This is a genomic window from Endozoicomonas sp. OPT23, assembly GCF_009653635.1.
GTDB lineage: Bacteria > Pseudomonadota > Gammaproteobacteria > Pseudomonadales > Endozoicomonadaceae > Endozoicomonas_A.
This window is the reverse complement of record NZ_PPFD01000003.1, coordinates 584,762-611,760: the sequence shown is the minus strand read 5'-3', so window position 1 is coordinate 611,760 and position 26,999 is coordinate 584,762. Positions and strand designations below refer to the sequence as shown.

General features: G+C 46.0%; 22 protein-coding genes. 7 read left to right on the top strand and 15 right to left on the bottom strand.

The annotated features are described in order from the left end of the window. Positions 1 to 8 precede the first annotated feature (8 nt). A complete protein-coding gene (pgi, locus tag EOPP23_RS08595; RefSeq protein WP_153765539.1) occupies positions 9 to 1,652 on the top strand; it encodes a glucose-6-phosphate isomerase in 1,644 nt (547 codons plus the stop codon). A gap of 65 nt (positions 1,653 to 1,717) precedes the next feature. On the opposite strand, the gene EOPP23_RS08590 is transcribed toward pgi, so the two are convergent. Then, on the bottom strand, positions 1,718 to 5,443 hold the full coding sequence (locus EOPP23_RS08590) for a hypothetical protein (RefSeq protein ID WP_153765538.1): 3,726 nt from the start codon (positions 5,441 to 5,443) through the stop codon (positions 1,718 to 1,720). 164 nt (positions 5,444 to 5,607) lie between these two features. On the opposite strand from EOPP23_RS08590, the gene add reads away from it, so the two are divergent. Beyond that, positions 5,608 to 6,612, top strand: coding sequence for an adenosine deaminase (gene add / locus EOPP23_RS08585; protein ID WP_153765537.1), 1,005 nt, complete (start codon positions 5,608 to 5,610; stop codon positions 6,610 to 6,612). A gap of 49 nt (positions 6,613 to 6,661) precedes the next feature. On the opposite strand, the gene EOPP23_RS08580 is transcribed toward add, so the two are convergent. After that, positions 6,662 to 7,672 (bottom strand): 2-hydroxyacid dehydrogenase, encoded by a 1,011-nt coding sequence (locus tag EOPP23_RS08580; protein ID WP_153765536.1) that lies wholly within the window; start codon positions 7,670 to 7,672, stop codon positions 6,662 to 6,664. Positions 7,673 to 7,743: 71 nt separating this feature from the next. Between EOPP23_RS08580 and EOPP23_RS08575 the strand changes: the two genes are divergently transcribed. Beyond that, positions 7,744 to 8,118 (top strand): CidA/LrgA family protein, encoded by a 375-nt coding sequence (locus tag EOPP23_RS08575; protein ID WP_153765535.1) that lies wholly within the window; start codon positions 7,744 to 7,746, stop codon positions 8,116 to 8,118. Next, on the top strand, positions 8,115 to 8,813 hold the full coding sequence (locus tag EOPP23_RS08570) for an LrgB family protein (RefSeq protein ID WP_194842550.1): 699 nt from the start codon (positions 8,115 to 8,117) through the stop codon (positions 8,811 to 8,813). Before EOPP23_RS08575 ends, EOPP23_RS08570 begins: the two co-directional genes overlap by 4 nt. Before the next feature lie 77 nt (positions 8,814 to 8,890). Here EOPP23_RS08570 and EOPP23_RS08565 read toward each other — a convergent pair whose 3' ends face one another. The 8 genes from EOPP23_RS08565 to EOPP23_RS08530 form a co-directional block, all read right to left on the bottom strand. Further along, positions 8,891 to 11,170, bottom strand: a complete 2,280-nt coding sequence (locus EOPP23_RS08565) for a TonB-dependent receptor (RefSeq protein ID WP_153765533.1) — start codon at positions 11,168 to 11,170, stop codon at positions 8,891 to 8,893. A gap of 115 nt (positions 11,171 to 11,285) precedes the next feature. Continuing rightward, complete coding sequence (locus tag EOPP23_RS08560; RefSeq protein WP_228550670.1) at positions 11,286 to 13,247, bottom strand: iron ABC transporter permease; 1,962 nt, start codon at positions 13,245 to 13,247, stop codon at positions 11,286 to 11,288. A 16-nt stretch (positions 13,248 to 13,263) separates the two neighbouring features. Then, positions 13,264 to 14,184 (bottom strand): iron-siderophore ABC transporter substrate-binding protein, encoded by a 921-nt coding sequence (locus EOPP23_RS08555; protein ID WP_153765531.1) that lies wholly within the window; start codon positions 14,182 to 14,184, stop codon positions 13,264 to 13,266. After that, on the bottom strand, positions 14,184 to 15,017 hold the full coding sequence (locus EOPP23_RS08550) for an ABC transporter ATP-binding protein (protein ID WP_153765530.1): 834 nt from the start codon (positions 15,015 to 15,017) through the stop codon (positions 14,184 to 14,186). The genes EOPP23_RS08555 and EOPP23_RS08550 overlap by 1 nt, the downstream gene beginning before the upstream one ends. Positions 15,018 to 15,109: 92 nt before the next feature. Further along, entirely contained in the window at positions 15,110 to 15,511 is a 402-nt protein-coding gene (locus tag EOPP23_RS08545; protein WP_153765529.1) for a hypothetical protein, read from the bottom strand. Further along, complete coding sequence (locus tag EOPP23_RS08540; protein ID WP_153765528.1) at positions 15,498 to 16,778, bottom strand: MFS transporter; 1,281 nt, start codon at positions 16,776 to 16,778, stop codon at positions 15,498 to 15,500. Before EOPP23_RS08540 ends, EOPP23_RS08545 begins: the two co-directional genes overlap by 14 nt. 284 nt (positions 16,779 to 17,062) lie before the next feature. Then, positions 17,063 to 17,578 carry a GDYXXLXY domain-containing protein gene (locus EOPP23_RS08535; RefSeq protein WP_153765527.1) on the bottom strand — a complete coding sequence of 172 codons (516 nt, stop codon included), beginning with the start codon at positions 17,576 to 17,578 and terminating at the stop codon, positions 17,063 to 17,065. Beyond that, positions 17,571 to 18,887, bottom strand: coding sequence for a DUF2157 domain-containing protein (locus EOPP23_RS08530; RefSeq protein ID WP_153765526.1), 1,317 nt, complete (start codon positions 18,885 to 18,887; stop codon positions 17,571 to 17,573). Before EOPP23_RS08530 ends, EOPP23_RS08535 begins: the two co-directional genes overlap by 8 nt. A 248-nt stretch (positions 18,888 to 19,135) precedes the next feature. On the opposite strand from EOPP23_RS08530, the gene acs reads away from it, so the two are divergent. Further along, the gene (gene acs / locus EOPP23_RS08525; protein ID WP_153765525.1) at positions 19,136 to 21,073 is read left to right on the top strand and encodes an acetate--CoA ligase; all 1,938 of its coding nucleotides are present in this window, start codon (positions 19,136 to 19,138) and stop codon (positions 21,071 to 21,073) included. A gap of 6 nt (positions 21,074 to 21,079) precedes the next feature. On the opposite strand, the gene EOPP23_RS08520 is transcribed toward acs, so the two are convergent. The 4 genes from EOPP23_RS08520 to EOPP23_RS08505 all read right to left on the bottom strand — a co-directional run bounded on the left by EOPP23_RS08520 (position 21,080) and on the right by EOPP23_RS08505 (position 23,624). Beyond that, a complete protein-coding gene (locus EOPP23_RS08520; protein WP_153765919.1) occupies positions 21,080 to 21,532 on the bottom strand; it encodes a YaiI/YqxD family protein in 453 nt (150 codons plus the stop codon). Positions 21,533 to 21,575: 43 nt separating this feature from the next. Then, positions 21,576 to 21,893 carry a stress response translation initiation inhibitor YciH gene (gene yciH / locus EOPP23_RS08515; protein ID WP_153765524.1) on the bottom strand — a complete coding sequence of 106 codons (318 nt, stop codon included), beginning with the start codon at positions 21,891 to 21,893 and terminating at the stop codon, positions 21,576 to 21,578. A gap of 16 nt (positions 21,894 to 21,909) precedes the next feature. Continuing rightward, positions 21,910 to 22,503: an HD family hydrolase gene (locus tag EOPP23_RS08510; RefSeq protein WP_153765523.1), complete on the bottom strand. Its 594-nt coding sequence runs from the start codon at positions 22,501 to 22,503 to the stop codon at positions 21,910 to 21,912. 83 nt (positions 22,504 to 22,586) lie between these two features. Then, on the bottom strand, positions 22,587 to 23,624 hold the full coding sequence (locus EOPP23_RS08505) for a DUF2333 family protein (protein ID WP_153765522.1): 1,038 nt from the start codon (positions 23,622 to 23,624) through the stop codon (positions 22,587 to 22,589). Positions 23,625 to 23,776: 152 nt separating this feature from the next. Between EOPP23_RS08505 and EOPP23_RS08500 the strand changes: the two genes are divergently transcribed. Both EOPP23_RS08500 and EOPP23_RS08495 read left to right on the top strand, forming a co-directional pair. Next, positions 23,777 to 24,244, top strand: a complete 468-nt coding sequence (locus EOPP23_RS08500; RefSeq protein ID WP_153765521.1) for a pyrimidine dimer DNA glycosylase/endonuclease V — start codon at positions 23,777 to 23,779, stop codon at positions 24,242 to 24,244. Positions 24,245 to 24,394: 150 nt separating this feature from the next. After that, positions 24,395 to 25,912 carry a hypothetical protein gene (locus tag EOPP23_RS08495; RefSeq protein ID WP_153765520.1) on the top strand — a complete coding sequence of 506 codons (1,518 nt, stop codon included), beginning with the start codon at positions 24,395 to 24,397 and terminating at the stop codon, positions 25,910 to 25,912. Positions 25,913 to 25,919: 7 nt separating this feature from the next. On the opposite strand, the gene EOPP23_RS08490 is transcribed toward EOPP23_RS08495, so the two are convergent. Further along, the gene (locus tag EOPP23_RS08490) at positions 25,920 to 26,888 is read right to left on the bottom strand and encodes an ABC transporter substrate-binding protein (RefSeq protein ID WP_153765519.1); all 969 of its coding nucleotides are present in this window, start codon (positions 26,886 to 26,888) and stop codon (positions 25,920 to 25,922) included. Between the last annotated feature and the right edge of the window lie 111 nt (positions 26,889 to 26,999).

The following is a 26,999-nucleotide window of genomic DNA, read 5'->3' as shown; positions in this document are numbered from 1 at the left end:
GAAGCACCATGACTCCTCTCAGTCATCTCTCGTCTTCCAGCAAACTGGTTGAACTGCAAGAACAGATGGCAGGCACACACCTGCGCGATCTTTTTGCAGCCGACGCTGGTCGTTTTGATAAATACACCATGGAAGCCGCTGGTCTGTTTCTGGATTACTCCAAAAACCTGATCAACGACGATGTAATGGCAGCTCTGGTGAAAATAGCAGAAGAAGCCAAGCTGCCGGAAGCCATCAAGTCCATGTTCAGCGGCGACAAAATCAACTACACCGAGAAGCGTGCTGTACTGCACACAGCTCTGCGCAATTTTGACGACAACCCCGTTCTCGTTGACGGCGAAGATGTAATGCCAAAGATTCGTGACACGCACAAACGTATGCGTGAGATCACTGAACAAGTGCACAGCGGCGACTGGAAGGGCTTCACTGGCAAACCTGTAAAGCACATCGTCAACATCGGTATCGGTGGTTCCTACCTGGGCCTGAAGACCGCAATTAACGCTCTGACGCCTTACCATGTGGAAGGTCTTGAGCATCATTACGTGGCCAACATCGATCCGAATGAAATCTGTGAAGTGTTCAAGAAGATTGATCCGGAAACCACTCTGTTTATCGTAGCGTCCAAATCCTTCGGCACACTGGAAACCCTTCAAAATGCTCAGGCTGCTCGTAGCTGGATGCTGGAAAAAGGCTGCGCAGAAACCGATATCCGCAAGCATTTCGTGGCTATCTCTACCAACCTGAAAGCTATTGATCAGTTCGGTATTGCTCAGGAAAACACGCTGCCGTTGTGGGACTGGGTAGGTGGTCGTTACTCGCTCTGGTCAACTATCGGTCTGATGACCAGCCTGGTAGTGGGCTTTGATAACTTTGAGCGTCTGCTTAAAGGTGCTGGCGAGATGGACAAGCACTTTGCTGAAGCGCCTCTGGAAAAGAACATGCCGGTTATTCTTGGCATGCTGGGCATCTGGTATCAGAACTACTTTGGTGCCGAGTCTCAGGCTGTAATCTCTTATGACTACTTCCTCCGTGACTTGCCAAGCCATTTGCAACAAATGGACATGGAATCTAACGGCAAGCGTACCCGTCAGGATGGCAGCACTGTTGAATACCAGACAGGTGCTGTTATCTGGGGGGGTACAGGTACCAACGATCAGCACGCTTATCATCAGCTGATTCATCAGGGTACACGACTGATTCCTGTTGATTTTATTGCCCCGACAACCAGTCATAACCCGCTGGGTGAACAGCACCCATGGTTGTTTGCTAATGCTCTGGCGCAGAGTCAGGCAATGATGCAGGGCAAGACCGAAGAAGAGGTTCGTGCAGAGCTGATTGCTGCTGGCAAGCCTGCAGAAGAAGTGGATGCTCTGGCGCCGCACAAGGTGATTCCGGGTAACCGCCCGAACAACATGATTGTTCCTGAAAAGGTAACCCCAGAAGTGGCTGGTGCGCTGCTGGCCATGTACGAACAGAAAGTGTACGTGCAGGGAACCCTGTGGCAGGTAAACCCTTTTGACCAGTGGGGTGTAGAGCTGGGCAAGGTTCTGGGTAATCAGGTTTATGACCGTCTGAAAGCGGAAGGTCAGACTGTTGATCAGGACAGTTCAACCAATGGACTGGTGAATCGGTTTAAGCAGTTTAATAGCTGATCAATACGAAAAACAGATAGGAGCGGTATGTACCGCTCCTGTTCTAATAAATAACTATTGTTGCTTTAATCGGAGTCAGAAGGTGTTTCTATATACTCTCCATCTTCCTGTCTTCTTCCCATTTGCTGCTGAATAGTTTCAAGCCAGTTGCGATCAATAAACTGGCGAGATTTTGGGTCAGTAATGTTTGCTTTAAGCAGTCCGGTAAAGTTTTCTATAAATGCTTTCAGCTGATTATTCTCTACTGCCAGAGCTACCCTTTCTTCCCTCTCAAGCTGACTTTGAGCTTCTAGCTCTCTGGTTTTACTTTCAGCCCTGGTAGCACGAGTGAGTGTTTCTAAATTTCTATTAGCTGCTTCACTTATCTCACTTTCATGTTCTTCTTTTGCATCTTGTAACTCGGACCTGAATTTCGAAGTTTCTCTTTTTAGCTTTTTGATTTCTGATTCTAGGGCTATTTGTTCGTATTGAGCTTTCTGTAAATCGCTATCAGATGTTGCGGCGTCAGCTTTTATATTTCTAATTTCTCTTTGTAACTCTGTTATTTTCATGTTGGCTTTAGCCAAATTCTCTTCCTGGTCTTCTTGTTTCCATTTAGCGTTGATCATTTTGCTTCGGTCTTCAAAGATCCCATCTCTGTCAGCTTCGACTTCTTGTAGTTTCTCGAGAAGCTCATCATACTTAGCTCGGCTAACAACATCGTTATGAGCAGAAAGTGATGGCATATAGCTTGTGTCTGGCAGGCTTTCATGACTTGGCTCATCTTCTGGGAAATCTCGAACTGCATCTGCAGTTAAACTGAAATCTTCTGCACCATAGTATTGAAATGTGGTCCTTGTTGGGGGTAAGGACGGCATGCCTCCGTCCGGACCATCCATAGCCATCACCTGATCAACAAATTGTTGGTCAAGCTTGTCATATTTCCCCTTAATGTCCTTGAGTTGAATGCGGAGCTGTTGAATTACAAGATCTTTGCCGAGCAGTTCTGTTTTATGTTGATCTTTGATTGGCTCTAATTCTATTTGATTCTCTGCTTGTTTATGTAACTCTTCTTGTACGGCAACTTTCTCTTGTTCCAGCTTATCGCGTTGAACCTGCAGCTTTTCAAGCCGATCTTGAAGCATCTGGTTTTGTGTTGTTGCTACATCTACCTTTAAAGCAGTTTCTTTTAGTTGAAAAACCTCCTCAGTTAGTTTGGAGTTCTCTGTCAGCGTTTTATTATGAGACTTTTGTAGTTCTTCAAGGTGACGCTGATGAGTTTGAAGGTGAACTTCAAGCTCTCTGAGCTTGGTTTCAACTTCAACTTGTGTACTTTCTGAAGATGCCAGTTTTTCTTTTGTTCTTTTGAGTTTACTCGATGCATTATTTTGTTTTTCTTGAAGTTGAGATTTCTCGTTAATCAGGGATGCAAGTTGCTTTTCGAGGAGGTGTTTTTCTGATTGATAAGCTCCGGCTTCTTGTTCAAGTTTGTCATTACTCTGAATGACTTCCTGCCTAAGACCAGCCACTTTTGCCTGTAGGTCTTCTATTTCTTGAGTCTTAGCCGCTACATCAGTCGACGCTTTTGATGTAAGGCTGGTGACTTGACTGCTAAGCCTACTTTCCAGCTCAGCTTTTTCTCGCTCTAATTGATTCAGTCTTGTGTTGGCTGTATGGATTTCTTCATTTGCCACTCTAAGTTTTTCGTTAACATTTTTTTCTTTACTTTCAGTGCCTCTTATTCGTGACATAAGCTCTGATATTCTGTCACGATGTGTCTCTAGCTCTACTTTTTGTTTATCAGATTTTCTCTGTTCTTCCCTTAATTGTCTCTCGGCAGATGATTTCTGTTCAGTAATATCTCTAAGCTGGGCAACAGCATGCAACTTATCTTTAGTGATGTTTTGTATGTCGGTTTTTCTTGCATCAAGCTGTTGTTGTAGCTGATCAGTACCAACTACCCTTCTTTCAAGAGTCGAAATTTCTTGTGTTTTACGATCAAATTCCACTCTTAACTGTGCATTATCTGATTTAAGTTGATCAAATTGTGATTGAACTTCAACTAGTTTTTTATCTGCAAACTGAAATTCCTCTTCAAATTTTCGTGCTTCTCTCTGTAAACGAATATTTCTACTAGCAGCCTTCTTAGAGCAACGTTGGGCTTCAATAACTTCATTTTTTAGCTTTTTAGCTTCCTCAGCCAGCTCTTTAGTAGTCTCCAGTTCGGATTCTATTCTTTCTATATTTTCCTTTTCTTTTTCAAGTTTGCTTCTAAGAAGTATGTTTGCCTCAGATATTTTTATTTTCTCTTGATCATGACCGCGTAAGTTACTGGCTATTTCTAGTTCAAGGCCTTTTAATCGTGCTTCTGATGTTGTTTTTTGTTTTTTAATATCATCCTGGTTTTTTAGAGATTCCGATAGTTTTCTTTCTGCCTCAGTAAGTTTTACTTCTAATTGGACTATTTTTTCAGTATTTGATTTTTGTTCTTTCTTGATGGCTTCTTCTACTGTTTTCTGTCCTTTGATGTAGCTACTTTTGAATCTAATCTTTTTTTCTAATCCAGCTTTTTCTTTCACTAATTCATCAAGTTGAACGTGCAGTTCAGATAGCTTACTTTCTGACATTTGAAGGCTGTACTGCAGTTGTCTTAATTTTTCAGACAGATCATTTTTTTCTTTTTCTGAGTGCGTTTGAAGACTTCGGTAGTCCAAGTCCCATTGTTCGGTGACTCTCGTAAGCTCTTTTGTTTCTGCAGAGCGGTTTTGAAACCAGTCATAATACTTTTTTGCATTGGCTGTTTCTGTAGCAAGTCGATCCTGAAGCTCGCTCTGATCCATTAGTTGTGCTTTTGATTCTTTTATTTGCTTATGTAACTCAGTTCTTTGGAGATTGACTGAACTTAATTCGGTATCCAGCCGTTGGCAAGCGGTATAGTTTTGTGCAGCTAAGTGGCGAGATTCTTCTGCTTCCTGTGAAATTCTACTGATACTGGTTCTGAGCTGATTATTATCGGTTTTAAGACGATCGTGGGCAGTATGCCATGATCCAATATCATGTTTTAATTGTGAGTTATTTTTTCTGAGATGTTCGATTTCTTTTTTTAGTTGATAAGCATCTTCCTGATTTGCACTGTAAGAATTAAGTTGCTGACTTTTATAGCTAAGAGCATTTTTTAGTTGTTCTATCTCGCCTTGTAACAAGGAAATGAAATCTCTTTCTTTTTGTCCTTTGCTAGTAAAACTCACATATAAATCGTGGTTATCTACTTTGAGTGCATTGAGATATTTTTCTCGTGCTTCGTTCAGTTTGGTTTGAATACTCAGAGCAATATCAAGAGCTGCTTGATCAGCTTTTTGCTCATCTTGTAGTTGGTGCATTTCCTTTTCAGAGGCTAAAAGAAGGTTGTTTTTCTCTTCTAAAGCTTGAAAGAGTCTTTCTCTATCCTCTTCAAGTTCAGTAATATCTTCCTGTAAATTCTCTAGATAATCCTTCAACTTCTCAGATTCTTCTTGATAATTTATTGCTGTTGAAAAACCGAGCATGGCTGGTTCAGTACATTGTTTTTCAATTTCCTCAGTATCCTGCCGTCTTACATCGATGTCTTTCCACTCAGGTTGCCTTTCTGTTGCCTCTCTGAAAATTCCAGACCTGATGCTATCGAGCCTCTCTCTATAGGCTTGAACCTTCATATCAGCGAATTGAACGGCAATTAAGGGTCTTTCACTCTCCACCACCTGCTCTCTGGTGTAATAAAGTCGACCATTGGTGACTGCAGCAGAAGTACTTCCATGAAGATTTCCCGGTTCCATTTTGATCTCCTGAGCTAGATACCTGTGTTTGCTCGCTAGCTATGTGTTGGTTTGATTCCATTCATTAACTGCCAGCCTAGCAAGCTGATGATTTTATGATCAGAGTCACGCCGCAGCCCGCGAATTGCTGTAATATTGATGGACGTAAATCAGTGAGCTGAAAGATGATCGATAAATCCCTCCCCCTCACGGATGTTCACCGTCATCTGGATGGCAATATTCGCCCCCAGACCATTCTGGACCTTGGTTTGAGTCATAATCTTGACCTGCCGGCCAGAACCCTTGAAGAACTTATCCCTCATGTAAGAATCACCCAGCTGGAGCCCGATCTGGTCAGCTTTCTGTCCAAACTGGACTGGGGTGTAAAGGTGCTGGCTGACTATGATGCAGTGCGTCGTGTTGCCTATGAAAACGTTGAAGATGCCAAAAACGCATTGATCGATTATGCAGAGCTGCGTTTCAGTCCGGGTTATATGGCCATGACTCACAACCTGAAAATTGAAGGTGTGGTTGAAGCGATTATTGACGGTGTTGCTGCCGGTAGTCGTGATTTTGGTGTCAAAACCAACCTTATCGGAATTATGAGCCGCTCATACGGTCCTGACGCCTGTCAGAAAGAACTGGACGCCTGTCTGGCCTTCAGGGATCAACTGGTTGCGATGGACCTTGCCGGAGATGAACTGGGCAAGCCGGGTGACCTGTTTGTCAGTCATTTCAAGCAAGTTCGTGATGCCGGTTTGAATGTGACCGTTCATGCAGGTGAAGCCGCTGGTGCTGAAAGTATGTGGCAGGCCATTAACGAACTTGGCGCCACTCGCATCGGACATGGTGTAAAAGCCATTCAGGATCCCAAGCTGATGGATTTTCTGGCTGAACATGGTGTCGGCATTGAGTCCTGTCTGACGTCCAATATCCAGACCAGTACAGTTGCTAACCTTGATGTTCACCCGCTGAAAACCTTCCTCGATCACGGCGTTATGGCATCACTTAATACCGATGACCCGGCCGTAGAAGGCATTGAACTTCCCCATGAATATGAAGTGGCTGCGCCAGCTGCAGGTCTTTCTCAGGATGAGATTCGCAAGTGTCAGGAAAATGGTCTGATAATTTCATTCCTGAGTGAGCAGGAGAAAGAGCAGTTAAGAGAGGAAGTGGCTAAACGCTCGTAAGTGTTAGAGTGATGCCAGTTCTCTTTCAAAAGAGAGCTGGCATTGCTTCTTAATGGTGATCAGGTGCTTCTGTCACAATTTCATTGCCAGTAGTTGTGCCTTCATTGAAAGCTCTGGCATTGTTCAGGCTGGTAGTTGCAATGGCAGTCAGAGCTTCTTCGGTCAGAAAAGCCTGATGCCCTGTAAAGATCACGTTATGGCAGGCTGACAGCCTACGAAATACGTCGTCCTGAATCACTTCATCAGACAAGTCTTCAAAGAACAGATCCTGTTCATTTTCATACACATCCAGAGCAAGTCCACCAAGCGTGCCGTTCTTTAGTGCATCTATTGCTGCGGCAGAATCCAGAAGTTGACCCCGGCTGGTGTTTACCAGAACAGTACCTTTCTGCATCCGCTGAAAAGCAGCGGAGTTGATCATATAAACATTGTCTTCTGTCAGTGGGCAATGCAGGGTGATGACCTTACTTTTGCTGAGCAGTTCATCCAGAGAAACGTATGTACCCCCCAGCTTTTCAAACTCGGGATTAGGGTAAGGGTCGTACCCTAGAAGTTCGCAGCCAAACCCTTTCAGAATTCTTGCGGCAGCAACGCCAATCTTCCCTGTACCGACAACGCCAGCAACACGGTTGTGCAGATTAAAACCGGTTAAACCTTCAAGAGAAAAGTTGGCATCGCGGGTTCGCTGATAGGCTTTATGAATACGTCGGTTCAAAGTCATAATCAGAGCAATGGCGTGCTCTGCTACGGCTTCCGGTGAATAGGCCGGAACCCTTGAGACAGTAATTCCAAGGCGATTGGCCGCTTCAAGGTCTACATTGTTAAATCCAGCGCATCGCATTAATAAAAGTTTGATATTATGTTCAGCGAACACCTCCAGTACCGACTGACTGAGCTCATCGTTTACGAAAGCGCAGACAGCATCGGCTCCTCTTGCCAGGTGTGCTGTTTTTTTATCAAGATGTATATCGAAGTACTCCAGTTCAAAACCAAAGTTGGCATTGCACTGGTTGAAGTATTCCCGATCGTATTTTTTGGCACTAAACAAACAAATTTTCATATTACTTTCTTGTTGCAACCTGCTTCATACAGCAACCAAACGACAGTTTTTAGTTTTAACCGGAGTTCAGTTTGAAAATAGCCTTTGTGTGCCAACGGGTGGCCGCCTGGCTCAGTAGCGTTCTTATTTTAATGGCCTGCCTCTGGGCTGGCGAATTTTTCAGCGTTTTATTGAATCATTTATTACCGGGTAGCATTCTGGGCATGCTTTTGCTGGCAGGGTTGCTGGCCAGTGGTGTGATTCGGCTGTCATGGGTTGAAGCCGGAGCAGGTTTTCTGGTGCGCTGGATGTCTCTTTTATTTGTGCCTGTAGGTGTGGGGGTGCTCGATCATCTTGATCTATTGGCCAACAACCTTTTTGCCATTGTGGTTACTTGTGTAGTCGGAACAACCATGATTATGGCTTTAGCCGGATGGCTGTTTCAGTGGTTGGAGAGAAAGTCATGATCTCAATTCAGGCACTTATGTTCATTGCTATGACAGTGGGTGTTTTCGGAGTCAGCCATTTTTTACAGGTGCGTTTCAGACACCCTTTATTGAATCCGGTGCTGATCAGTATTCTGACCATTTGCGGCATCCTGGTATACATGGATATACCGTTTCATGAATACCGTGAAGGTGGGGATTATCTGACGGATTTACTGGGCATTGCTGTAGTCGCACTGGGTGTACCTTTGTATCAGCAAGCGAAAGACATTCGTCGTGAGTTGCCGGGGGTGTTACTTATTATCACTCTTTCCAGCAGTTTTGCTTTGGCAAACACAATATTTCTGGCAACGATGGCTGGAGCCAGTAGTGACGTTGCACTTTCACTGGCACCTAAATCAGTGACCACTCCCATTGCGGTCATGATTACAACAAGCCTCGATGGTATTCCTGCTCTCTCTGCTATTGCCGTTATTTTTACCGGAATCATGGGTGCAGTGTTTGGTATTCCATTGCTGTCATTGATGAGAATCACCAGTCCTAAAGCGCGGGGCATTGCCATGGGGGCAGCTTCTCACGCGATAGGTACAGCGAGGATTACTCAGAGCTCTTTGCAGGAAGGTGCATACAGTGCGCTGGCTTTAGTGTTGTCAGCAAGTATGAGTGCATTACTGGCACCGATAGTGATTCCTGCCGTTCTTGGTTGGCTTGCGTAAATACGGGATAAAAATAAAGCCCCCTCGCTTTATAGGTAAGTGAGTGGGGCTTTATTCTGTCAGGTGCCTTTTGGGGCTTAGTATTCTACGCGGTAGCTCAAGCTGTATGCGCGACCTTCAGAGTTAGAAGATACAATTGCTGTTTTATAAGCCTGTGCAGCCCACTGGCTGTAAACAGATTGATACTTCTCATTAAACAGGTTGGAAACGCCTGCTTTTAACGTGCCGACTGGCAGCTCGTAGCTGGCCATCAAATCAACAGTCGTATAGCCGTCAATCTCCTGCTCGGTGACAGTACCTGTTCTGCTGCTGTAGCTTCTTCCCTTGTTGTAATCAGCAAAGTGAGTGGCCTGCAGTCGAACAGTGTAATCGTCCTGTGCAAAGGTTGTATAAGCCACAATCTTTTGTGGAGAAACTTCCTGCGCTTCCAGGTCAAGCCACTTGCCCAAATCCTTGTAATAGCTTCGACCTTCAGTAAAGGAGTAAACGCCACCAACACTAATACTGTCGTTTACAAAGTATTCTGCGGCGGCTTCCAGGCCATAAACTTTCTTTTTCTGATCCAGCAGGCTGACAATGTTGCCGTCAAAGGCAATGGTTTTGTCAGAAGAGTTGTAGAACAGAGTGATATTGGAGTTCAGGTTTTCAAATTGACCTCTCCAACCCATTTCGTAACTTTGGGTTTTGATCGCATCCAGCTGAGCATCTTCAACGCTGGTGAAGTTGACGATCTTTTTCAGGTTCTCGAACAAGGTCGGGTTGGCATTAGCCAGCAGTTTCAGCTGACTCTCGTTTGATGCAACATTACGCAGAATACGGGCAGCATCAGGTGCTTCAAAGCCTTCCGTATAATTAGCGAATAACTGGTTCTGGTCGTTCAGACTAAATACAACACCTGTATTGAACAGGGTTTCATTGTATTTCTTCTTAACGCCTGCCACCGGTGTGCTGGAAAGGCTAGTTCCAGCCATCTGGCTGACAACTGGCAAGAACCAGGTTTCTGAAACTGAGTTGTAGTCAGCAATATCCTGCTCAATTCTTTCATGACGAAGACCGAAATTCAGAGTAAATGCTTCGTTCAACATATATGAGCTTTGGAAAAAACCACCCAGAGTGTCTGTAGAGACATCAGGGCCGTACTCGTAAGAGTCACCAGTTGGTTTGTAAACAAGACCTTTGGTTGTCAGAGCTGTTGTTGTATCAAAGCGTTGCCCACGCTGTTCACCTTTGTCGTCCTTATAGTCAACACCATAGGACAGACTCAGGTTATTGATGTCTTTACTAAGGTCGAATTTGAAGCCTTTAACCTTGGCCAGAGAAGTCGACTGGTTCAGGAAGACAACTGCGGGGCTTGCAACACCAAGAGTTCTTCTGAAATCGTTAGGGAACGGGAAAAATCTGGCTTCACGCTCACGGTAGTAAGCTTGTGTAGAAAGACGATGGCCAAAGAAAGAGTCATCAGTATAAGTAAAGCCGACACTGTTTCTTTTGGTGAAGGGTTGGGTACTCAGATCCAGGCCTTTGACCGGTTCAAGGATTTCCTGGGTAGCAATGTTACTGAATAATTCACCATAATCAGGGCCGTATTCGGAGTCCATTTCGTCACGGAAAACCTGACCTGATACTTCGAATCTACGCTGCTCATCAAAGTCATACCCAAGCTTGATCAGAGCGTCTTTTGAGTCTGTATCCATACGACGATTCTGAGCAGGATCAGGGCTCATGATGTTACGATCGGCGTCGTAAAAACTGCCACGCGATTCATAGGTTGCACTCAGCAGATAATCGAAATCACCTGTACGGCCTTCGATGCTCTGGTTCAGAGTAGATGCAGAAACTTTTGAATTACCGACTCTGATGCCCGCTTCCGTGGCAAAGTTTACACCCTCATTCTTAGCATTTTTGGTGATAACGTTGATGATGCCACCGATAGCTCCTCCACCATAAATAGCACTTGCACCAGATACAATCTCAATGCGCTCAATATTCTCGGGACGAATAGTATTCATCTGGCGGCTAACCTGACGGTTATCCTGTTGGGAAATACCATCAATCAGAACCAGTACTTTACGACCACGAATAGTTTGAGTGTGGTCAGTAACTGCCTGAGTACTCGGACCCATGCCTGGAACGAGTTTTTCCAGAATATCTGCCAGTTTTTGACCTGGCTGGCTTTGTTCCTTTACCTGGTCGGCATCAATAACCTGAACAGTACCAGAAATAGAAGAAACACTGGCTTCAGAGCGGGTAGCAGTAACAACCACCTTATCCAGCTGAGTAACCTGTTCGGCAATCGCAGAAACAGAGGCAGAAGCGGCGGCAACGGCCAACGCAAGAGGGGCTAATTTAACTCTCATACTACGGAAATTCCTTATGTAGTGCTTGTCATTCTCATTTGGTCCCTGTAATTCGTCAGGGCCTGCTTCCTGCAAGCCTCATTTTTCTTCTTTGAAATTCTTTTTCAGAAGGCGTTCAGCGACGCTGAACGTATTTACCGGTCAGCAATAGAAGGATGAAGTAGATGCCGCCCGCTCCGGATACAGCCAGTCCGGCCGGTAGCTCAAAAGGAGCCATGACGGATCTGGATAACCAGTCACCCAATACCAGTAGCAATGCACCGCTTATTGCTGTGGCCGGAACGAGATGTTTATGACTGGACAGGGCAAATACACGACAAATGTGTGGTGCCATCAGGCCGACAAAAGAAATGCCGCCAACCGTAGCGACACTGGCTGAACTGAGAATGGCAACCAGTGTAAGAAGAATGACGAGGTTTGGAGTTAACCTGATCCCCAACAGCTGTGGCCACTGTTCTCCAAACTGCATAATGTCCAGCTTCTGCCATAGACTTGAGATAACGGGTAGTGACAGCAGGCAAAGTGCACAGAGTATGATGACCAGCTCTTTGCTGACGGCGTAAGTACTGCCGGAAAGCCAGAGCAATACCTCGCTGGATTGGTTACTGCCAAGCACTAGGGCGATATTGACCAGTGTTGCTGCTATTGCAGACAGACAAAGACCACCGAGAGCAAACAGCTGTGGCTGAAAGCCGGTCAAGCGACTGAGAGAAAGCAGTAGAAACAGAGCAAAGCCACTGCCTGCAAAAGAGAGAAAGACAAGCTCGGTTCGTTCCAGTCCTGGAAAAAGAACCAATCCAACAACCACAAAAAGCACGCCGCTGGTGGTCAGGCCGGAAACATCGGGGCTGGCCAGTGGGTTTCTCATCAGACTTTGCAGAACCAGACCTGATACTCCAAGAGCTGCACCGGCGGAAGCTGCGGCCAGAACTCTTGGCCAGCGCAGGGCGAACCACTCAGAACCAAGACTGCCGTAAGCAGCAAGAGCTAGCAGAGAGCCGCTGATTAATAGAAAAACCATCGGGTCGGCACGAAACAGAGCACGTATCCCTGTTTCTCTCGATACTGTGCCAGTAATGCTGCCATTAGCCTGACGTCGTGACAGCAGGTAAATCATAAAAGGAGCACCCACGACAGTGGTCATGGCTCCCGCAGGAATACTGTAATGCCCATCGGTCAAAAGCAGTGGGACCAAGCGTGCTGCAATATCGGCACTAAGCAGCAGTAAAGCGCCAATAATGCTGGCTGCCAGAATACGACTCCAGGTTTTGCGATAGCCCAGACCGGCAGCAATATGCGGTGAGATTAATCCAATAAAGCTGATCATTCCTACCTGACTGACGACAGTGGCAGAGAGCAGCAGAGCTATAAGCAGTGACAGGGTAACGGTTTGCTTTACGTTTACGCCCAGACTGCCTGCCTGCATATCGCCCAGTTCAATCAGGTCCAGTCGGTGTCCTAGAAACAGTGCCAGTAAGGTAAATACACTGATCAGCGGCCAGCTGCTGTTAAAACTACTGAAGTCATGCTGAACCAGATTGCCTGCGCCCCAGACATAAAGGCCATCTAGTTTGTTTTCCCAGAACATCAGCAGTCCGGCACTAAGGGCACCAATAGAGAGGCTGATTGCCATGCCGACCAGAACCAAATTGACCGGTGAATCACTGATACTTTTCGACAGTTTAAAGACAATAACGGTGGTCAGAACGGCACCGGTAAAGGCAACTACTACCGGCCAGCTCTGTGTAAACTCTGGAATCGCGATAGTGCCGGCAACAATGGCCAATAGTGCTCCGGCATTCACACCAAGAGTTGCCGGGCTGGCGAATGAATTTCGGGTTGCCCGCTGAATCAAAACGCCCGCGGCTCCCAGAGCTGCTCCACAAACCAGTGCCATAAGAGTTCTGGGTAGTAGCAGATATTGCACAACATATGTCTGTAACTGCTGACCAGATTCGCTGAACAGTGCAAAGAATAGGCTTGTATTCAGTCCTGCTGATCCGGACGATAGTGATAGTATGAATAGCAGGCTAAGAAGTACTGGAAAAACGACAAGATTAGACTGCTTTAAAGGCATGGAGTACGTCACTTGTTTATCCCTCTGAAACCAGTTGCTCAGTCAGAGCTTTGGTTAAACGAAGTGCCGAGTCCGGGCCACCAAAGCTCCAGAGAGACGGAATGTAATAAATACGGTTTTCCTGAACTGCAGGAAGTGACTGCCAGACGGGTGAAGCGAGCATGGAGCCAGCTTCTTCAGGCGTGTCACCAATAATAATCAGGCTTGCCTGACCGATATCAGACAGTTTCAGAAGATCAACATGGGTAAAATCGCGCCCCGGCAAAGTGGCTGTCCAGCCATTCTCCAACCCAAGCTCATTAACAAGGGCGCCAGCCATAGACAAAGGTCCATAAACCCTCAGACCCAGTCCCATCCCCACAAATTTGCCAACCACTACTTTCTGGCCTGACAGTCCGGTTTTTTTAATCTGCTCTCTTGAGAGCCTCAGTTGTTCGTGAAGGTCGTTGAGTTTTTCTCTGGCCTGTTGCTGCTTTCCAAAGATTCCGGCAACGGACGTATAAATGCCCTGCATACGAGCAAAGTAACTTCTGTCGTCTTCAGTAGAAGGGTACTGACGATAAAGTACCGTCGGTGCAATGCTGTTCAGTTCGTTATAGATTCGATTATGGCGCCATTGGTAACCAAGAATCAGGTCTGGTTTGATAGCTGCTATAGCTTCAAGCCCGGGCTCTGTTCTTTGTCCAAGCTCTGCAACGCCATCTGGCATGGGAGGGTTATTGGACTGCCACTGTTTGTAGCCTTTAATGGAAGTAACGCCCGCTGGCTCAATTCCGAGAGACAGCAGAATTTCTGCCTGTGTCCAGTTCAGGGCAACCACCTTTTCTGGAGTTTTCTCAAAGCTAACAGCCTCATCCTGCTGAGTGAGGTTGGCAAAGACGGTATTTGAGATCACAGCCAGAAAAAGAGTGGCCGTGGTTATAAGGCTCCACTTCACTAGGCCACTTCCTTGATGTTTGAGTGGGCAGATTTGTGTGAAGAGCTGCTCTGGGTATTCGGTATGAAGATAGGTTGAGTTGAACCGGGCAAAGTAACTCTGGCCATTTCTACGCTGAAGACATCTTTAATAATCTGTTCGTCCAGAACATCTTCAGAGCGCCCCTGGGCAACCAATTGTCCCTGATTCATCAGAATAATATTGTCGCTGTATTGCAGAGCCTGATTCAGGTCGTGAAGAATCCAGACGATGGTCGTCTTTTGTTCATGATTGAGGATTTTAACGATATCCAGAAGCCTGAGCTGGTGATTGATATCTAACCAGGAAGTTGGCTCGTCTAATAGCAGAATGCCAGTCTGCTGAGCCAGAACCATAGCCAGCCAGACCCGCTGCATCTCACCACCGGAAAGGTGATCAACAAGACTGTCTGCGTGATGATCCATTTCCACGCGAGCCAGAGCTTCACTGACCGCCTGATGATCTTCAGGTTTTAATCGACCAAAAGGTCCGCTGTATGGGTGACGACCGCAGGCTACCAGATCACTGACCTTCATTCCTAAAGGTACAGGCGAATGCTGCGGCAGCATGGTGAGCTGTCGGGCAAGATCGCTTCTCTTGATCTGTTTCAGCGAACTGTCGTTTAGCAGAATCTGTCCACTGGAAGGTTCAATCAGCCCAGACAGCAGTTTTAGCAGAGTACTCTTTCCTGAACCATTAGGACCCAGAATGGCTGTCACCTTTCCGGGCTCGATATCGATATTGAGTGGTTCAAGAATTTTTTTAGAACCGACAGCAAAGGATGTTTGCTGAAGGCTCAGGGATGGCTGGTCCATAGCTAGGCTCAGGTCTGATTAATTATTTTAACCTGAGTGCATTAGACGACAGGTTTATTTTTAGCGAATGATAATGATTGTTATTAGTGATCTCAAATAATTTCTTTACGAAGTTTATCTTCAGACCATTTGATAGCGTCAGTTCGAGACAGGAAAGCTTTCATTGGAAATGGCATGGCTTTCTGCATATTGTCGCTTACGACACGTTGGCCATGTTCTTCAGACTCGACGATACGCGCTGTTCCCAGACAGTATTCACCGAGCAGCGAACGGTTTCCCTTGAACCAGATACTCATCTCTTTACGTGCTTCGGGTGAAAACTGGCTGTCAGGTTGTGCTTCCATCACCATTACAAAAGGTTCTTTTCGCGCCAGCATCGCAGACATATCAGCGAACCACTGTCTTGCTTCTGCATCACTGGCCGGCGAGTTAAATTTGATGGTGACCAGTGGCCAGCCTTTCATTTCAACAGGCTTGATTTCAATAGATTGCATGTGTCTTGTTCTTTTCAGGTTCAATCAGGAAAAAGGAGATCAGGAGAATCAGAAATGCAACAAACAACGTCACCACAGTCAGTATTGGGCTATCGGGCATGCCGACTAGACCAGCCAGTAGAGCACCGAGGGTATAGCCAGCGGTATGAATCATACTGAGTGAGCCGGTGATTGTTCCCTGACGGTTGGGTAACTGTTTTGCGGCAATACTGGTGTAAACCGGAGTCAGTAAAGTAACTGCTGCAGCACAGAGACTGACACCTGTGGTCAGCAGGGTTATTGTCCCGGCAGTAATCAGAACCAGACAGCCAATCAGAATAAGTACACTGCCAACCTGTAGAGCAACCATTGGGTTATTTTTCAGCAGCTGCAATACCGTTAAGTGAGAAACAACGGTTGCAGCAGCAGCCAGCATCATGAGCAGTGATAAAAGTTCAGATGCATTCTGGGCGGTGAACTCAAAGCGCTGCTGAAGAATCGGTGCTATCAGGTATTGCAGCAGGCCGAAGAGTGTAGTTACAGATACTGCCAAAAGAAGGGCAGGCCATAGATTGTTAAGAGTATTTTTAACAACTGATAAAGACGTCGGTGTGTTGTTAGGTTGGGTAGGTTGAAAAGCCTCTTTGGAAAAGGACATTAAAAACAGCAGTAAAGCTGATAGTGCCGCTATAAAAGCAAGAGGTGTAGTACTGCCAGAAGATAAAAACAGCAGAGGAAGCAGAGGGCCAGCCAGTCTGCCAAGGCTGATAGCTGAAGTAACTTGGCTTAATTTGTTGATACTGTCTTTTGACTGACAGTTACTCAGAGTCCATGCCTGAACTGCCGGGTAAAGTCCGGATACGAGTACGCCATAAATAACTCTTGAAAGGATCAGTCCGGTCATTGCCGTGCCTGTGCTGATTATGTCTGACATCAATGCTTTTATGATCAGAACAACCATGGCGTTACTGATCATGATGCCAGCCAGCCCCGCCAGAACCACCGGCTTTCTACCGTACTTGTCGCTTAGTTTGCCCCAGACAGGCGCAAAGAAAATAAACAGGAAGGTTCCCAGAGCTACCAGCCCCGTAAAAATGTCATACCCCAGTCCGGTATCAGCGACCAGTACAGGCAGGCTGATCAAAAGAGTGACCTGCCCCATACCCAGCAGAGACACTGCTAAAGCTCTCAGCCAGCTGGACAGATTTCCTGCAGGTGCCTCAAAAACATTGTGGTTAGCTACATCATCTGCCGTGAGTTGGATCTCATTTTTCTTCAGAAGAATCATAGTTTTTTGAGCTTCATGCAAATGATAATGATTATTGTTTGTGATTCTAGAAGGAGTGATACAGAAAGGCAATAGCAGGCTTTAAAGGATGAGAGGCAGCAGTAGAGTCGAAGCGTAAAAAGCTTCTGGGAAAAAGTTGTTGAGATAGAAGCCTGTCTCAACAACTGTAAGTACTCGGACATATGAATTCATAAGCTATATTCCCGCCACCGGCGGGAATATAGCCATTTAATATTCGATTACGTGTGTCTACACACTTATGGTCAGAGTAGAGGTGGCGTGAACTAGAGTTTTGGCTCAATTCGAAGAAGTCCTGCCTGACCAGAACGGGTCACTTTAATCACAGCAATAGCTCCATCTCTCAGTTGTCTCTCAAGAGCCAGAGCTTTTTCTTTAGGTGCGAAAAAAGCCTGAATACCGTATTTAATTCGATGATGAGAGCGCGACTTGTCCAGTCTTCCTCTGATAAAAATGCCCTCTTCCGGCTGTTTAAGTACAAGAGAGCCTTTTGTATAAATACCGTCGTCGCCTTTAACCAGCTTTCTATAGACGACTTCGCCTTGTCTGAGTTGATAGGTATTCAGAGACTGTTTGATGTCGTTATCACTGACGTCATTGATGTCATAGGAAAGCCGGGCATAGTTGCCACGGAACAGTGATCGAGGATCAACGGGTTTAGTTTCCAGCCTGATCTCGGAGCCTGTCCAGAGCGGTATTCCAGCTTTAACCCACATGCCAGCGAGAATAGCGACTTGAAAAAGAGTCGCCAGAGCCAGCCATTTCAGAGAGTTTTTAGTCATGACTTACTCCCCTGCTGTTTGCCAGCTGTTGATGATGCTTCCAGTATTTTGCAGCGCCAAGCAGTAGCCCGGCAAAGACCAGAAACAGCAGGGAACCTCCAATGTAATCACCAATCAGATCGATATAGCGCAGGAAGGCGGTCAGAAGAATAGTGGTGATACCAAGATAGAAATAATGGGAAAAGCCCATTTTAATTCCCCGAAGTAACAGCCCTGTCCCGAAAGCAATCAACAGAATGTTGTCAGCGATTTGAAGTCCGACAACCTGAGAATCACTGCCGTATAAAACAGCGACCATTGTCGTTGAAATAAACGCCATTACTGCAATAGTTAAACCGAGTCGTTTTACTTTGATAGCTAAAAGGATGCCCGGCACCATCAATAGGCCGACAAATAACAGAGCTGAAGGAAGGTTCGACCAGTTCTCTTCAGCGAATGACTGCCAGACACCGTCAAAACTGAGCACCAGCAAAGTGAAGAGAGTAAAACGCAGACACCATGCCCCCAGTGCCGCTCCGTAATCTTTAGCTTTAATGGAGTCTTGCAGTGCCAGCCAGTGACCAGATAACCAGAGCAGAAGAAACAGAACGGCTGCTATCAGGAATAGCTCAGGATGCCACTCCATCTGGTATTGATCGCTCCAGAAATAGGCCAACAGAAATTCAATCCAAAGCCCAAAACTGAAAACGGTAGTAATAAAGAGAGAAAGGCTGCTTTTACCTTTATAGAGCACCCAGACTGATGCAAAAGCAAAAGGTGCGAAGCCCAGAGTCAGATAGCCTTCAGAAGCTTCAAGAAACAGCCAAATAAGCGACAAAAGCAGGCTTTGCTCCATCAGCAGGATGCTTCGAGTCAGCAAAGCAAAAGGCAAACAGCCGAGAGCCCACCAATAGACGCCGTCCGGCATATGCTCGCCAAGATGGTAGGTTTGTGCGATAAGAATGATAGCGGCACCAAAAAACAGGTTACCCAGAAAGAAGGTGCCTGTTGCTGATGAGGTGTCATGTTGCCATTTATAAATGCCGTAGGACTGAGTCACGAGTGTCAGTAGAATAAGGCCGGACATTCGGGCGAACCTTGGAATCTCCTCCCAATTGGCGCCGATAAGAACGATCAATGCCAAACCAATAAAAAGAAACCCCAGTCCAGTCAGAACACTGTATCCAAAAGAGCTGGCCTGAGCCTGATGATAATCTACGCCATAATTGTCACAGATTTTCTCAGCCTGTTGTTGTGATATCAGACCTTGCTCAACCCAGTCTGATGATTCTCTGGCGAGATCATTTTTTAGCAGCCTTATTAATCTCATTGTTCTTCCATCTCATCGCCCTTCCATCTCTTCATTGCTTTACTCGATTGACTCTTACCTTTTAAGCACGGCAGTGCTTTTCAGTCAATGAACCCAACGTATTTCTGAGAGCTTCTATACTGGTTCACTCTCCATTTATGGGTAAGAACCCGTAAATGAATTCACAAGATATTTTCCGCCTGCGGCGGAAAAAGGATTAACCATTCAGTTCGTGAGATTACACGCTCACTAAAGGCAGGTTGTAACCTATGTCGAGTCCCGGTCGTTATCCGATACCTGAATCTTTTAAAGATGCCTGGATGACAGAGCAGAAATATCAGGAGCTCTATCGTCATTCACTGGAGAACCCGGAAGTATTCTGGGCAAATAAGGCTGAACGGTATCTGGACTGGTTTCGTAAATGGGACACAGTGTATGAAGGTGACTTCAGTAAAGGCGATGTACGCTGGTTTAAAGGTGGCCAACTTAATGCCAGCTACAACTGCATTGATAGACATCTGCCAGATAAAGCAGATAAGGTAGCGATCTTCTGGGAAGGTGATTCAGCCGAGCAGCAACAGAGCATCACCTATCGACAGCTGCATCATCAAGTTTGTCAGCTGGCCAATGGATTGAAGGAAAGAGGCGTCAACAAAGGTGACCGCGTCTGTATCTATATGCCGATGATTCCCGAAGCGGTAGTTGCGATGCTGGCCTGTGCCCGCATTGGCGCGGTGCATACTGTGGTGTTTGGCGGTTTTGCCCCTCACTCCCTCAGGGATCGTATTCTTGACTGTGACTGCCGAACAGTGATTACGGCGGACCAAGGCATCCGTGGTGGTAAAATCATTCCTCTGAAACAAAATACCGATGCCGCTCTGGCTGAGTGCCCTGACGTAACTTCAGTCATTGTTGTTGAACACATGAATGCAAAGATTCAGTGGAAAGAAGGCAGAGATATCAGCTATAGAGAACTGACTGAAAGTCAGCCTGCAGAATGTGAACCTGAAGTCATGGATGCAGAAGATCCTCTGTTTATTCTTTACACGTCCGGTTCTACAGGAAAACCTAAAGGAGTGCTTCATACCACTGGCGGCTACCTGCTCTACACGACAGTTACTTTCCATTACGTCTTTGATTACCGTGAATCCGATGTTTACTGGTGTGCGGCTGATGTAGGCTGGATTACCGGTCATTCCTATATCGTTTATGGCCCGCTTGCTAACGGTGCAACCCAGTTGATGTATGAAGGCTTGCCCTTCTGGCCGGATGCTTCCCGAATCTGGCAGATAGTGGACAGGCATAAGGTCAATATTCTCTACACCGCCCCCACAGCTATTCGTGCCCTGATGGCCAAAGGCAAAGAGCATGTTGAGAGCTGTTCCAGAAAAAGCCTTCGTATTCTCGGTACCGTAGGCGAACCGATAAACCCTGAAGCCTGGCAGTGGTATCACCAGACAGTGGGAGAAAGTCGTTGCCCTGTTGTTGATACCTGGTGGCAGACTGAAACCGGCGGCATGATGATTACCGCCTGCCCTGGTGCGACAGAATTACACCCTGGTTCTGCAACCAAGCCTTTTCTGGGAATAAGGCCAGCTTTACTGGATAACGAAGGCAACGAAATTATTGGTGAAGGTGCTGGCAATCTGGTAATTACCGGATCATGGCCGAGCCAGATTCGTACGGTCTATGGTGATCATCAGCGTATGATCGATACCTACTTCACTCAATTCCCGGGCTATTACTGCACAGGTGATGGTGCCCGCAGAGATGCACAGGGTAACTACTGGATTACCGGGCGTGTAGACGACGTGCTTAGTGTTTCCGGTCACCGGTTGGGAACTGCCGAGATTGAAAGTGCGCTGGTACTTCACAAAGCTATTGCAGAAGCTGCTGTGGTAGGAGTGCCTCATGACGTTAAGGGTGAGAGTATTTATGCCTTTGTCACACCGATGGACGGTGTTGAGGTGACAGCTGTTCTGGAAGCTGAACTGGCCAGTTTTGTTGCCAGTGAAATAGGACCCATTGCCCGCCCTGAAACCATTCACTTCACCGTAGCACTTCCCAAGACAAGATCAGGGAAAATCATGAGGCGTATTCTGCGTAAATTGGCTCAGGGTGAAACCGAGGATCTGGGTGATATCACCACTCTGGCAGACCCTTCGGTTATTCCGGCGCTATTGGAGAGTCACAGGAAAGCCTCTTAGCAAGGCTTAAGACCTTTTACTCTTTGCCAGCCAGCTGTCGAGCTGGTTGGCAAATTCCTGACGGTCACTCTGACTCAAAGCAGAAGGACCACCGGATTCAATGCCGCTGGCTCTCATCGTATCCATAAAATCACGCATATTCAGCCGGGCTTTAATATTCTCTGCTGTCAGCTTTTCTCCGCGAGTGTTCAGAACCGTACAACCTTTCTCTATGACTTCTGCAGCTAGTGGAATATCTCCGGTGATAACGAGATCACCCTCTTCAGAACGCTGAACAATCTCGTCGTCAGCTACATCAAAGCCGGAAGCGACCTGTATGGAGCGAATGTACTTTGAGCCGGGAACACGAACCAGATGGTTAGCTACCAGAGTCAGTTCGGTTTGAGTTCGCTCTGCTGCTCTGAACAGAATCTCTTTAATCACTCCCGGACAAGCGTCAGCGTCTACCCATATTTTCATTGGCTTTCTTACCTTGAACAGTATTTTTTCGCCCAAGTCCGGTTTACCCGCCTGAACGTTTGGCGTCATAGCCTTCTTTTTTAAGTACATCGACCATGGTGTCTACATGGTCTCCCTGCAGTTCAACGCAGCCATCTTTTACTGCACCGCCACCACCACAACGTTTTTTCAATTTTTTGGCGTAGGCTTTCAGGTCGTTTCCAGCCAGTGGCAGACCGCTGATGACGGTAACTACCTTACCACCACGGCCTTTCTTTTCCGGACGAACACGGACATTGCCATCACCGACCACATCGTCTGTGACTTTCTCTTCTTTTACACGACCAACGTCTGTGGAATAAACCAGTTTACTGTTACTCATACTTATTGCTCGTCGTTTAACCTTTTAACCAGCCATTGGCAGTAGCCAGATCAATCTGTTCAACTGCGAACTCCCAGAGTTTGGGAGCAAGACCTTCGAGATACTGATTGCGATTGATAACCTGAGCGCGGCTGACTGTGTGTTCAGCCCAGCTGCCACCATTGTTTCGCATATTCTGCAACAGCGGCAGAATTCGGTCTATGGCTTTGGCGAAGCGGCCGTCCGTGGTTTCAGCGTCTTCGAACTCCTGCCAGAGAGTACGGTATTCTTTAGCTTGCTCTGCGGGCAGCAAACCAAACAATCGATCAGCGGCTATCTGTTCTTTTTCTTCCTGCTCGGCAAGGCCTTCGTTATCAAAGGCAAAGGTATCGCCAGCGTCGATCTCAACCACATCATGAATCAGCAGCATGGTGGTGACACGCTGAATATCGATGGGCTCTTCTGCGTAATCAGCCAGCAGCTGAGCCGTCAGGGCTATGTGCCAGCTGTGTTCGGCGCTGTTTTCATAGCGATTGTCATCGCACTTGATTCTGGCTTTGCGCTGGATAGCTTTCAGCTTGTCCAGTTCAAGAATGAAGTCCAGCTGTTGATTCAATGAATCCGGAGACATAGGTTTTTACCATGTACGGCAATAAACAAAAAACGGCCTTCGATTGAAGACCGTTATGATACTTTCACTTGCAGGTTAAATGATCAACCCTGTTCGAGCAGGCGACGCAGGTCAATAATTGCAGCGTTAGCTCTGGAAATATAATTAGCCATAACCAGTGAGTGGTTTGCCAGTAGACCGAAGCCACTGCCATTGAGAATAATCGGACTCCAAACGGTGTCCTGAGTCGATTCCAGTTCCCGGATGATCTGTTTCAGGCTAACTCTGGCATTTTTCTTTTCCAGTACATCAGCAAAATCCACTTCCACCGCTTTCATAAGATGAATCAGAGCCCAGGCAGAGCCGCGAGCTTCGTAGAAGACGTCATCAATTTGCATCCATGGTGTTTTAACTTCCACCAGGTTATCGGATTCTGTGGACTGGGTTGCTTCTGAATCACCGGCCAGGTCAGTGTTCAGGCGAGGCTTGCCAACACTGGCGCTTAGACGTTGAGAGAGACTGCCAAGACGAGTTTCTACTTCATTCAGCCAGCGGGTCAGGTTGTCAGCACGGGCATAGAACTGGGCTGGGTCTTCCTTGTTGGGAAGGCGAACCAGGTAGTTCTCAAGCTTATCGATACCACGCTGATATTCTTTTTCACTGGAAGGCAGAATCCAGCTTTTTGAATCAAAGTTAAACTGGGGTTCGGCAATTGCCAGATCACGGTCTTCCTGAGACTGTGATTGGGATCGGCTCATTTCCTTGCGGAGGGAGCGAGCCATATCACGTGTCTGAATCAATACACCCAGTTCCCAGCTTGGCATGTTGTCCATAAACAGTCCGGGAGGTGCAATATCATTTCGGATATAACCACCGGGCTTATGCAGCAGGGTGTCGGCGATGCGATAGAGAGTAGCGGTAGTGGTATAGCCTGTTACCAGCTCCTGACCGTTAGCCTGAGCTACCTTGTCGGCATTGACTCTTACCGAAAAAATATCCGGTTCATTGCTCCAGTACATTCCCAGGGCAGACAGCCCAATCACGACCACTCCGGCCGCTACCGCAATGGTCTTGCCACCAACGGTGTCGGAAATACTGCTCATTATTGATGAAACACGCTCTCTAACCATGTCCAGCGCCATATATTCCTCGTCGCCTGAATCAGCTACTGCCAGTCATTATCCTTTATTCACGTCTGCTTTACTATGATCCGAAATGCCTAGAAACCGTACTGTTTGCAAAGTAGAGCTAAAAGGTCTGTTCTTTAGGTAGGAAGTTAAGGAATAGACTACCTATGAATATCTTCATTCTCGACAGGGATATAGAAAAGTGTGTTCGTTACCACTGTGACAAACATGTGGTGAAAATGATCCTGGAAAGCGTCCAGTTACTTTGCACCGCTCTGAATAAAAAAGGCTTTAAAACACCTTATAAATCCACACATATGAAACACCCTTGTGTGCTTTGGGTCGAAGAGTCCTACGATAATTTTCTTTGGCTGGTGGAATTTACTCGCGCACTGAATAGAGAATATAAATATCGCTATAGGAAAGAGGAAGATCACAAATCGATGGCAGCGTTGGAGCAAATTGTTGATTATTCCTTTGAATCAAAAGGTTTGACCGAGTTTCCGCAAGCTATGCAAGATGAGTACAAAGTTGAAGGGGACGCTGTTGCTGCGTACAGGAACTTCTATCTGGGAGAGAAAATGGCGTTTGCAAAGTGGACTCGAAGGCAACCACCGAAGTGGTTTAATTTATGACTATAAATATATTTTTACTTTAAAGAATATTACTGCTGCGTCATTTTTTCAGAGCCTATACTTTGAGCCCTATAATAAAAGGCTGGCCCTGAAATGCAGGCAAAACAGCGAAAAATAAAGCTGCTCTATCAATGCGCCAGTGTCCGAGTCATGGCTGCTATGCTTTTACTCTTTAGTTGTGCTTCGGTCTGTTACAGCGGAAGTGAAATATCTACAATCAACTCTGATGACAGTATCACTAATATTGATTATATAGAGCAGAGGGCTTTTTCTCGGAGGGTTTCCAGTCAGACAGATCAATTTAATTTACTCTCATCAGTATGTTCAATAACTCTTGGGGTCACTGGACACTTTTTTTCATTACCAAAAGAGCGCTCATGGCTAAGAGTTTTTCTGACCAATTTAATTTGTTCAGCCGTCTCGACTTTGTCTGAACGTAGTTTTTTTTCAGATGGTCAGCCCTACATCCTTGGAAACCTACCGGGAAAATTATCAAAAAAAGTCCACCTTTCCAGTGATGAAAGCTCTGCTTCAACTGAGCCGAACAGTGCTTACTGGCAGCCAGAGCGCCTTGATGAATTTGATAATGTAGATCTGAAACCGTTTCAAGATACGCTCGATAGGCTTGCGGCACAGAGAAGGTCTGAGGGCAGTATTCTCGTACTTTCAGTTGATTTGGATAACACCATTGTTTTGAGGGGAGAGGGGCAAGTAGAAGGGTTTGAACAAAAGCAGAAGTTAATGTTTTCTCTCTTCAACTACTGGCTGCATACAGGTGAAGGAAAAGACCAATTTTTTCTGATTTATAACACAGCTAGGGACTATACCAACTATAGGGAATACAGTGATTTAGCAACAAATTTTGTCGAGCAGGGGCTAGCTCAACCTCATATGCTGATTCATGGCAACGGCAAAAACATGAGGCTTCATCATGATTTTCCTTCTCTGAAAATTCGAGAAATAAGTGACGAATTCCGAAAAAAACAAGACTCATTGATCACTACACTACAAACTCATGATGCAGTCGTAGCAGCTTCTATGGATCAGAATACACAATGGGTAGATGGGTATACAAAGGCTAAGGAAGAACTTGAGAAGAAAAAATGTATTGCTACAACTCTAACTTCAGTCAAGATAAAATGTCCTGTTGATTGGTATGAGAGTATGCAGCAAGCATTCCAGATTTTTAGTTCCAATCCTGACAGCAGGATGAGCTTCGTCGCTTTCGGTGCCCCAGTGTTTACTATTTATTATTTTGATTATTCTGTGAATAAAGGTAGTGCTTTAATACAGGCGTTGTCTGGTATTTCAACAGGCCTTAACCGATCATTTTCAATATACACTGCCGGCGATAGCCTTCTTGATGTGTCACAGCTTAATTTGCACATGATTAATCGAACTCTTGCTTCTCAGGAAGCGAGAGGTAATTCTGAGCTAATTATAGATTTGGCTGAATTGGGCCTCACTAAAGAAAATATTGAAGTAATCCAAAGTCAATGGAATAGCGGTATATTTCCAATAGACACAGGTGCTGTTGAAGTAAAGAAGTTGCTTGAAAGTGGTGACTTATCCAGAACCAATTTGATAGAGATACCAAAGGCTGGCTTGCAGGAAGTTCTACAAGCCATTCTGGATAATGAGCAGGGGCGTAAAGAAAGCCGGCTATAGCATCTTGTTAGAGATCCAGCATATATGTTTTGGCTTCAGGCACTTTTTTCAACTGACCAGTCTCTTTCAAAAACGCTGCATAGCGATTGTAACGACCAGTGTCTTTTGCAGCAGGGCGCAAAGCAAAGCGGGAAACCGTATCAAACCAGGCGCGCTTATTCAGATCGTTATCCAGTTTCTTTGGAGAAGAATCACGGAAAATCTCCCAGGCTTTCTGAGGGTTGTTCACGATAAACTGAGTACCCAGTTCGATAGCACGCAGGAACTTGCGAATCGCCTTCTTGTCATGTTTCTTCTTGTTGGCAATAAAGATCAGCTCATCGTAAGGAGGAATGCCGTTTTCTTCGTAAAAGAACATACGAGCCTTATGATCTTCAATCGCCAGCTGGTTCAGCTCAAAGTTACGATAAGCACCCATGGTGGCATCGACACGGCCACTCATCAGTGAAGATGACATATTCCAGCCAACATTCACCAGTTTCACATCTTCAGATGTAAAACCGTAAGGCTTGAACAGAGTGTCCAGCACAGCGGCTTCAGTACCATTGATATTGGTACCGATGGTTTTACCCTTCATATCTTTCAAGGATTTAATCGGACTTTCATCCAGAACAATAATTCCGTCCAGAGGAGTAGCCACCAGAGTACCGGCCCATGCCAGTGGCAGGCCTGCTGCAACACCGTGAGTCAGACTTGGCTGATAATAAACCGCCAGATCAACATCGCCCGCAGCAACCAGCTTTGGTGGTAGGTTTGGATCAGCCGGTTCCTGAATGGTGACGTCCAGACCCTGATCTTTAAAGTAACCGTTCTCCTGAGCAATGATGATAGGGCCGTGGTCCGGATTAATAAACCACTCCAGCATCAGGCTCAGTTCTTTAGGGCTTTTCTTAACGCTTTCTTTTGCCTGAACTGCACTTGTCATAGACATTAATGGCACACAGACCATTGCCAACAGGCAAATAAATTTCTTCAACAAAACAACCTCCTCCAGTTTGTTTAAGTAATACAAAACTCTTTGTTATTTAAGGAGGACTTCAGGTTTGCCTTTCAAAGGCCATGGATGGCCTGCTAGCGAATCTGACCA

Excerpts from the sequence above, each read along its gene's own strand:
- pgi (WP_153765539.1), top strand. The coding sequence starts at position 9 with ATGACTCCTCTCAGTCATCTCTCGTCTTCCAGCAAACTGGTTGAACTG.
- EOPP23_RS08590 (WP_153765538.1), bottom strand. The coding sequence starts at position 5,443 with ATGGAACCGGGAAATCTTCATGGAAGTACTTCTGCTGCAGTCACCAAT.
- add (WP_153765537.1), top strand. The coding sequence starts at position 5,608 with ATGATCGATAAATCCCTCCCCCTCACGGATGTTCACCGTCATCTGGAT.
- EOPP23_RS08580 (WP_153765536.1), bottom strand. The coding sequence starts at position 7,672 with ATGAAAATTTGTTTGTTTAGTGCCAAAAAATACGATCGGGAATACTTC.
- EOPP23_RS08570 (WP_194842550.1), top strand. The coding sequence starts at position 8,115 with ATGATCTCAATTCAGGCACTTATGTTCATTGCTATGACAGTGGGTGTT.
- EOPP23_RS08565 (WP_153765533.1), bottom strand. The coding sequence starts at position 11,170 with ATGAGAGTTAAATTAGCCCCTCTTGCGTTGGCCGTTGCCGCCGCTTCT.
- EOPP23_RS08560 (WP_228550670.1), bottom strand. The coding sequence starts at position 13,247 with ATGCCTTTAAAGCAGTCTAATCTTGTCGTTTTTCCAGTACTTCTTAGC.
- EOPP23_RS08550 (WP_153765530.1), bottom strand. The coding sequence starts at position 15,017 with ATGGACCAGCCATCCCTGAGCCTTCAGCAAACATCCTTTGCTGTCGGT.
- EOPP23_RS08545 (WP_153765529.1), bottom strand. The coding sequence starts at position 15,511 with ATGCAATCTATTGAAATCAAGCCTGTTGAAATGAAAGGCTGGCCACTG.
- EOPP23_RS08540 (WP_153765528.1), bottom strand. The coding sequence starts at position 16,778 with ATGATTCTTCTGAAGAAAAATGAGATCCAACTCACGGCAGATGATGTA.
- EOPP23_RS08535 (WP_153765527.1), bottom strand. The coding sequence starts at position 17,578 with ATGACTAAAAACTCTCTGAAATGGCTGGCTCTGGCGACTCTTTTTCAA.
- EOPP23_RS08530 (WP_153765526.1), bottom strand. The coding sequence starts at position 18,887 with ATGAGATTAATAAGGCTGCTAAAAAATGATCTCGCCAGAGAATCATCA.
- acs (WP_153765525.1), top strand. The coding sequence starts at position 19,136 with ATGTCGAGTCCCGGTCGTTATCCGATACCTGAATCTTTTAAAGATGCC.
- EOPP23_RS08520 (WP_153765919.1), bottom strand. The coding sequence starts at position 21,532 with ATGAAAATATGGGTAGACGCTGACGCTTGTCCGGGAGTGATTAAAGAG.
- yciH (WP_153765524.1), bottom strand. The coding sequence starts at position 21,893 with ATGAGTAACAGTAAACTGGTTTATTCCACAGACGTTGGTCGTGTAAAA.
- EOPP23_RS08510 (WP_153765523.1), bottom strand. The coding sequence starts at position 22,503 with ATGTCTCCGGATTCATTGAATCAACAGCTGGACTTCATTCTTGAACTG.
- EOPP23_RS08505 (WP_153765522.1), bottom strand. The coding sequence starts at position 23,624 with ATGGCGCTGGACATGGTTAGAGAGCGTGTTTCATCAATAATGAGCAGT.
- EOPP23_RS08500 (WP_153765521.1), top strand. The coding sequence starts at position 23,777 with ATGAATATCTTCATTCTCGACAGGGATATAGAAAAGTGTGTTCGTTAC.
- EOPP23_RS08495 (WP_153765520.1), top strand. The coding sequence starts at position 24,395 with ATGGCTGCTATGCTTTTACTCTTTAGTTGTGCTTCGGTCTGTTACAGC.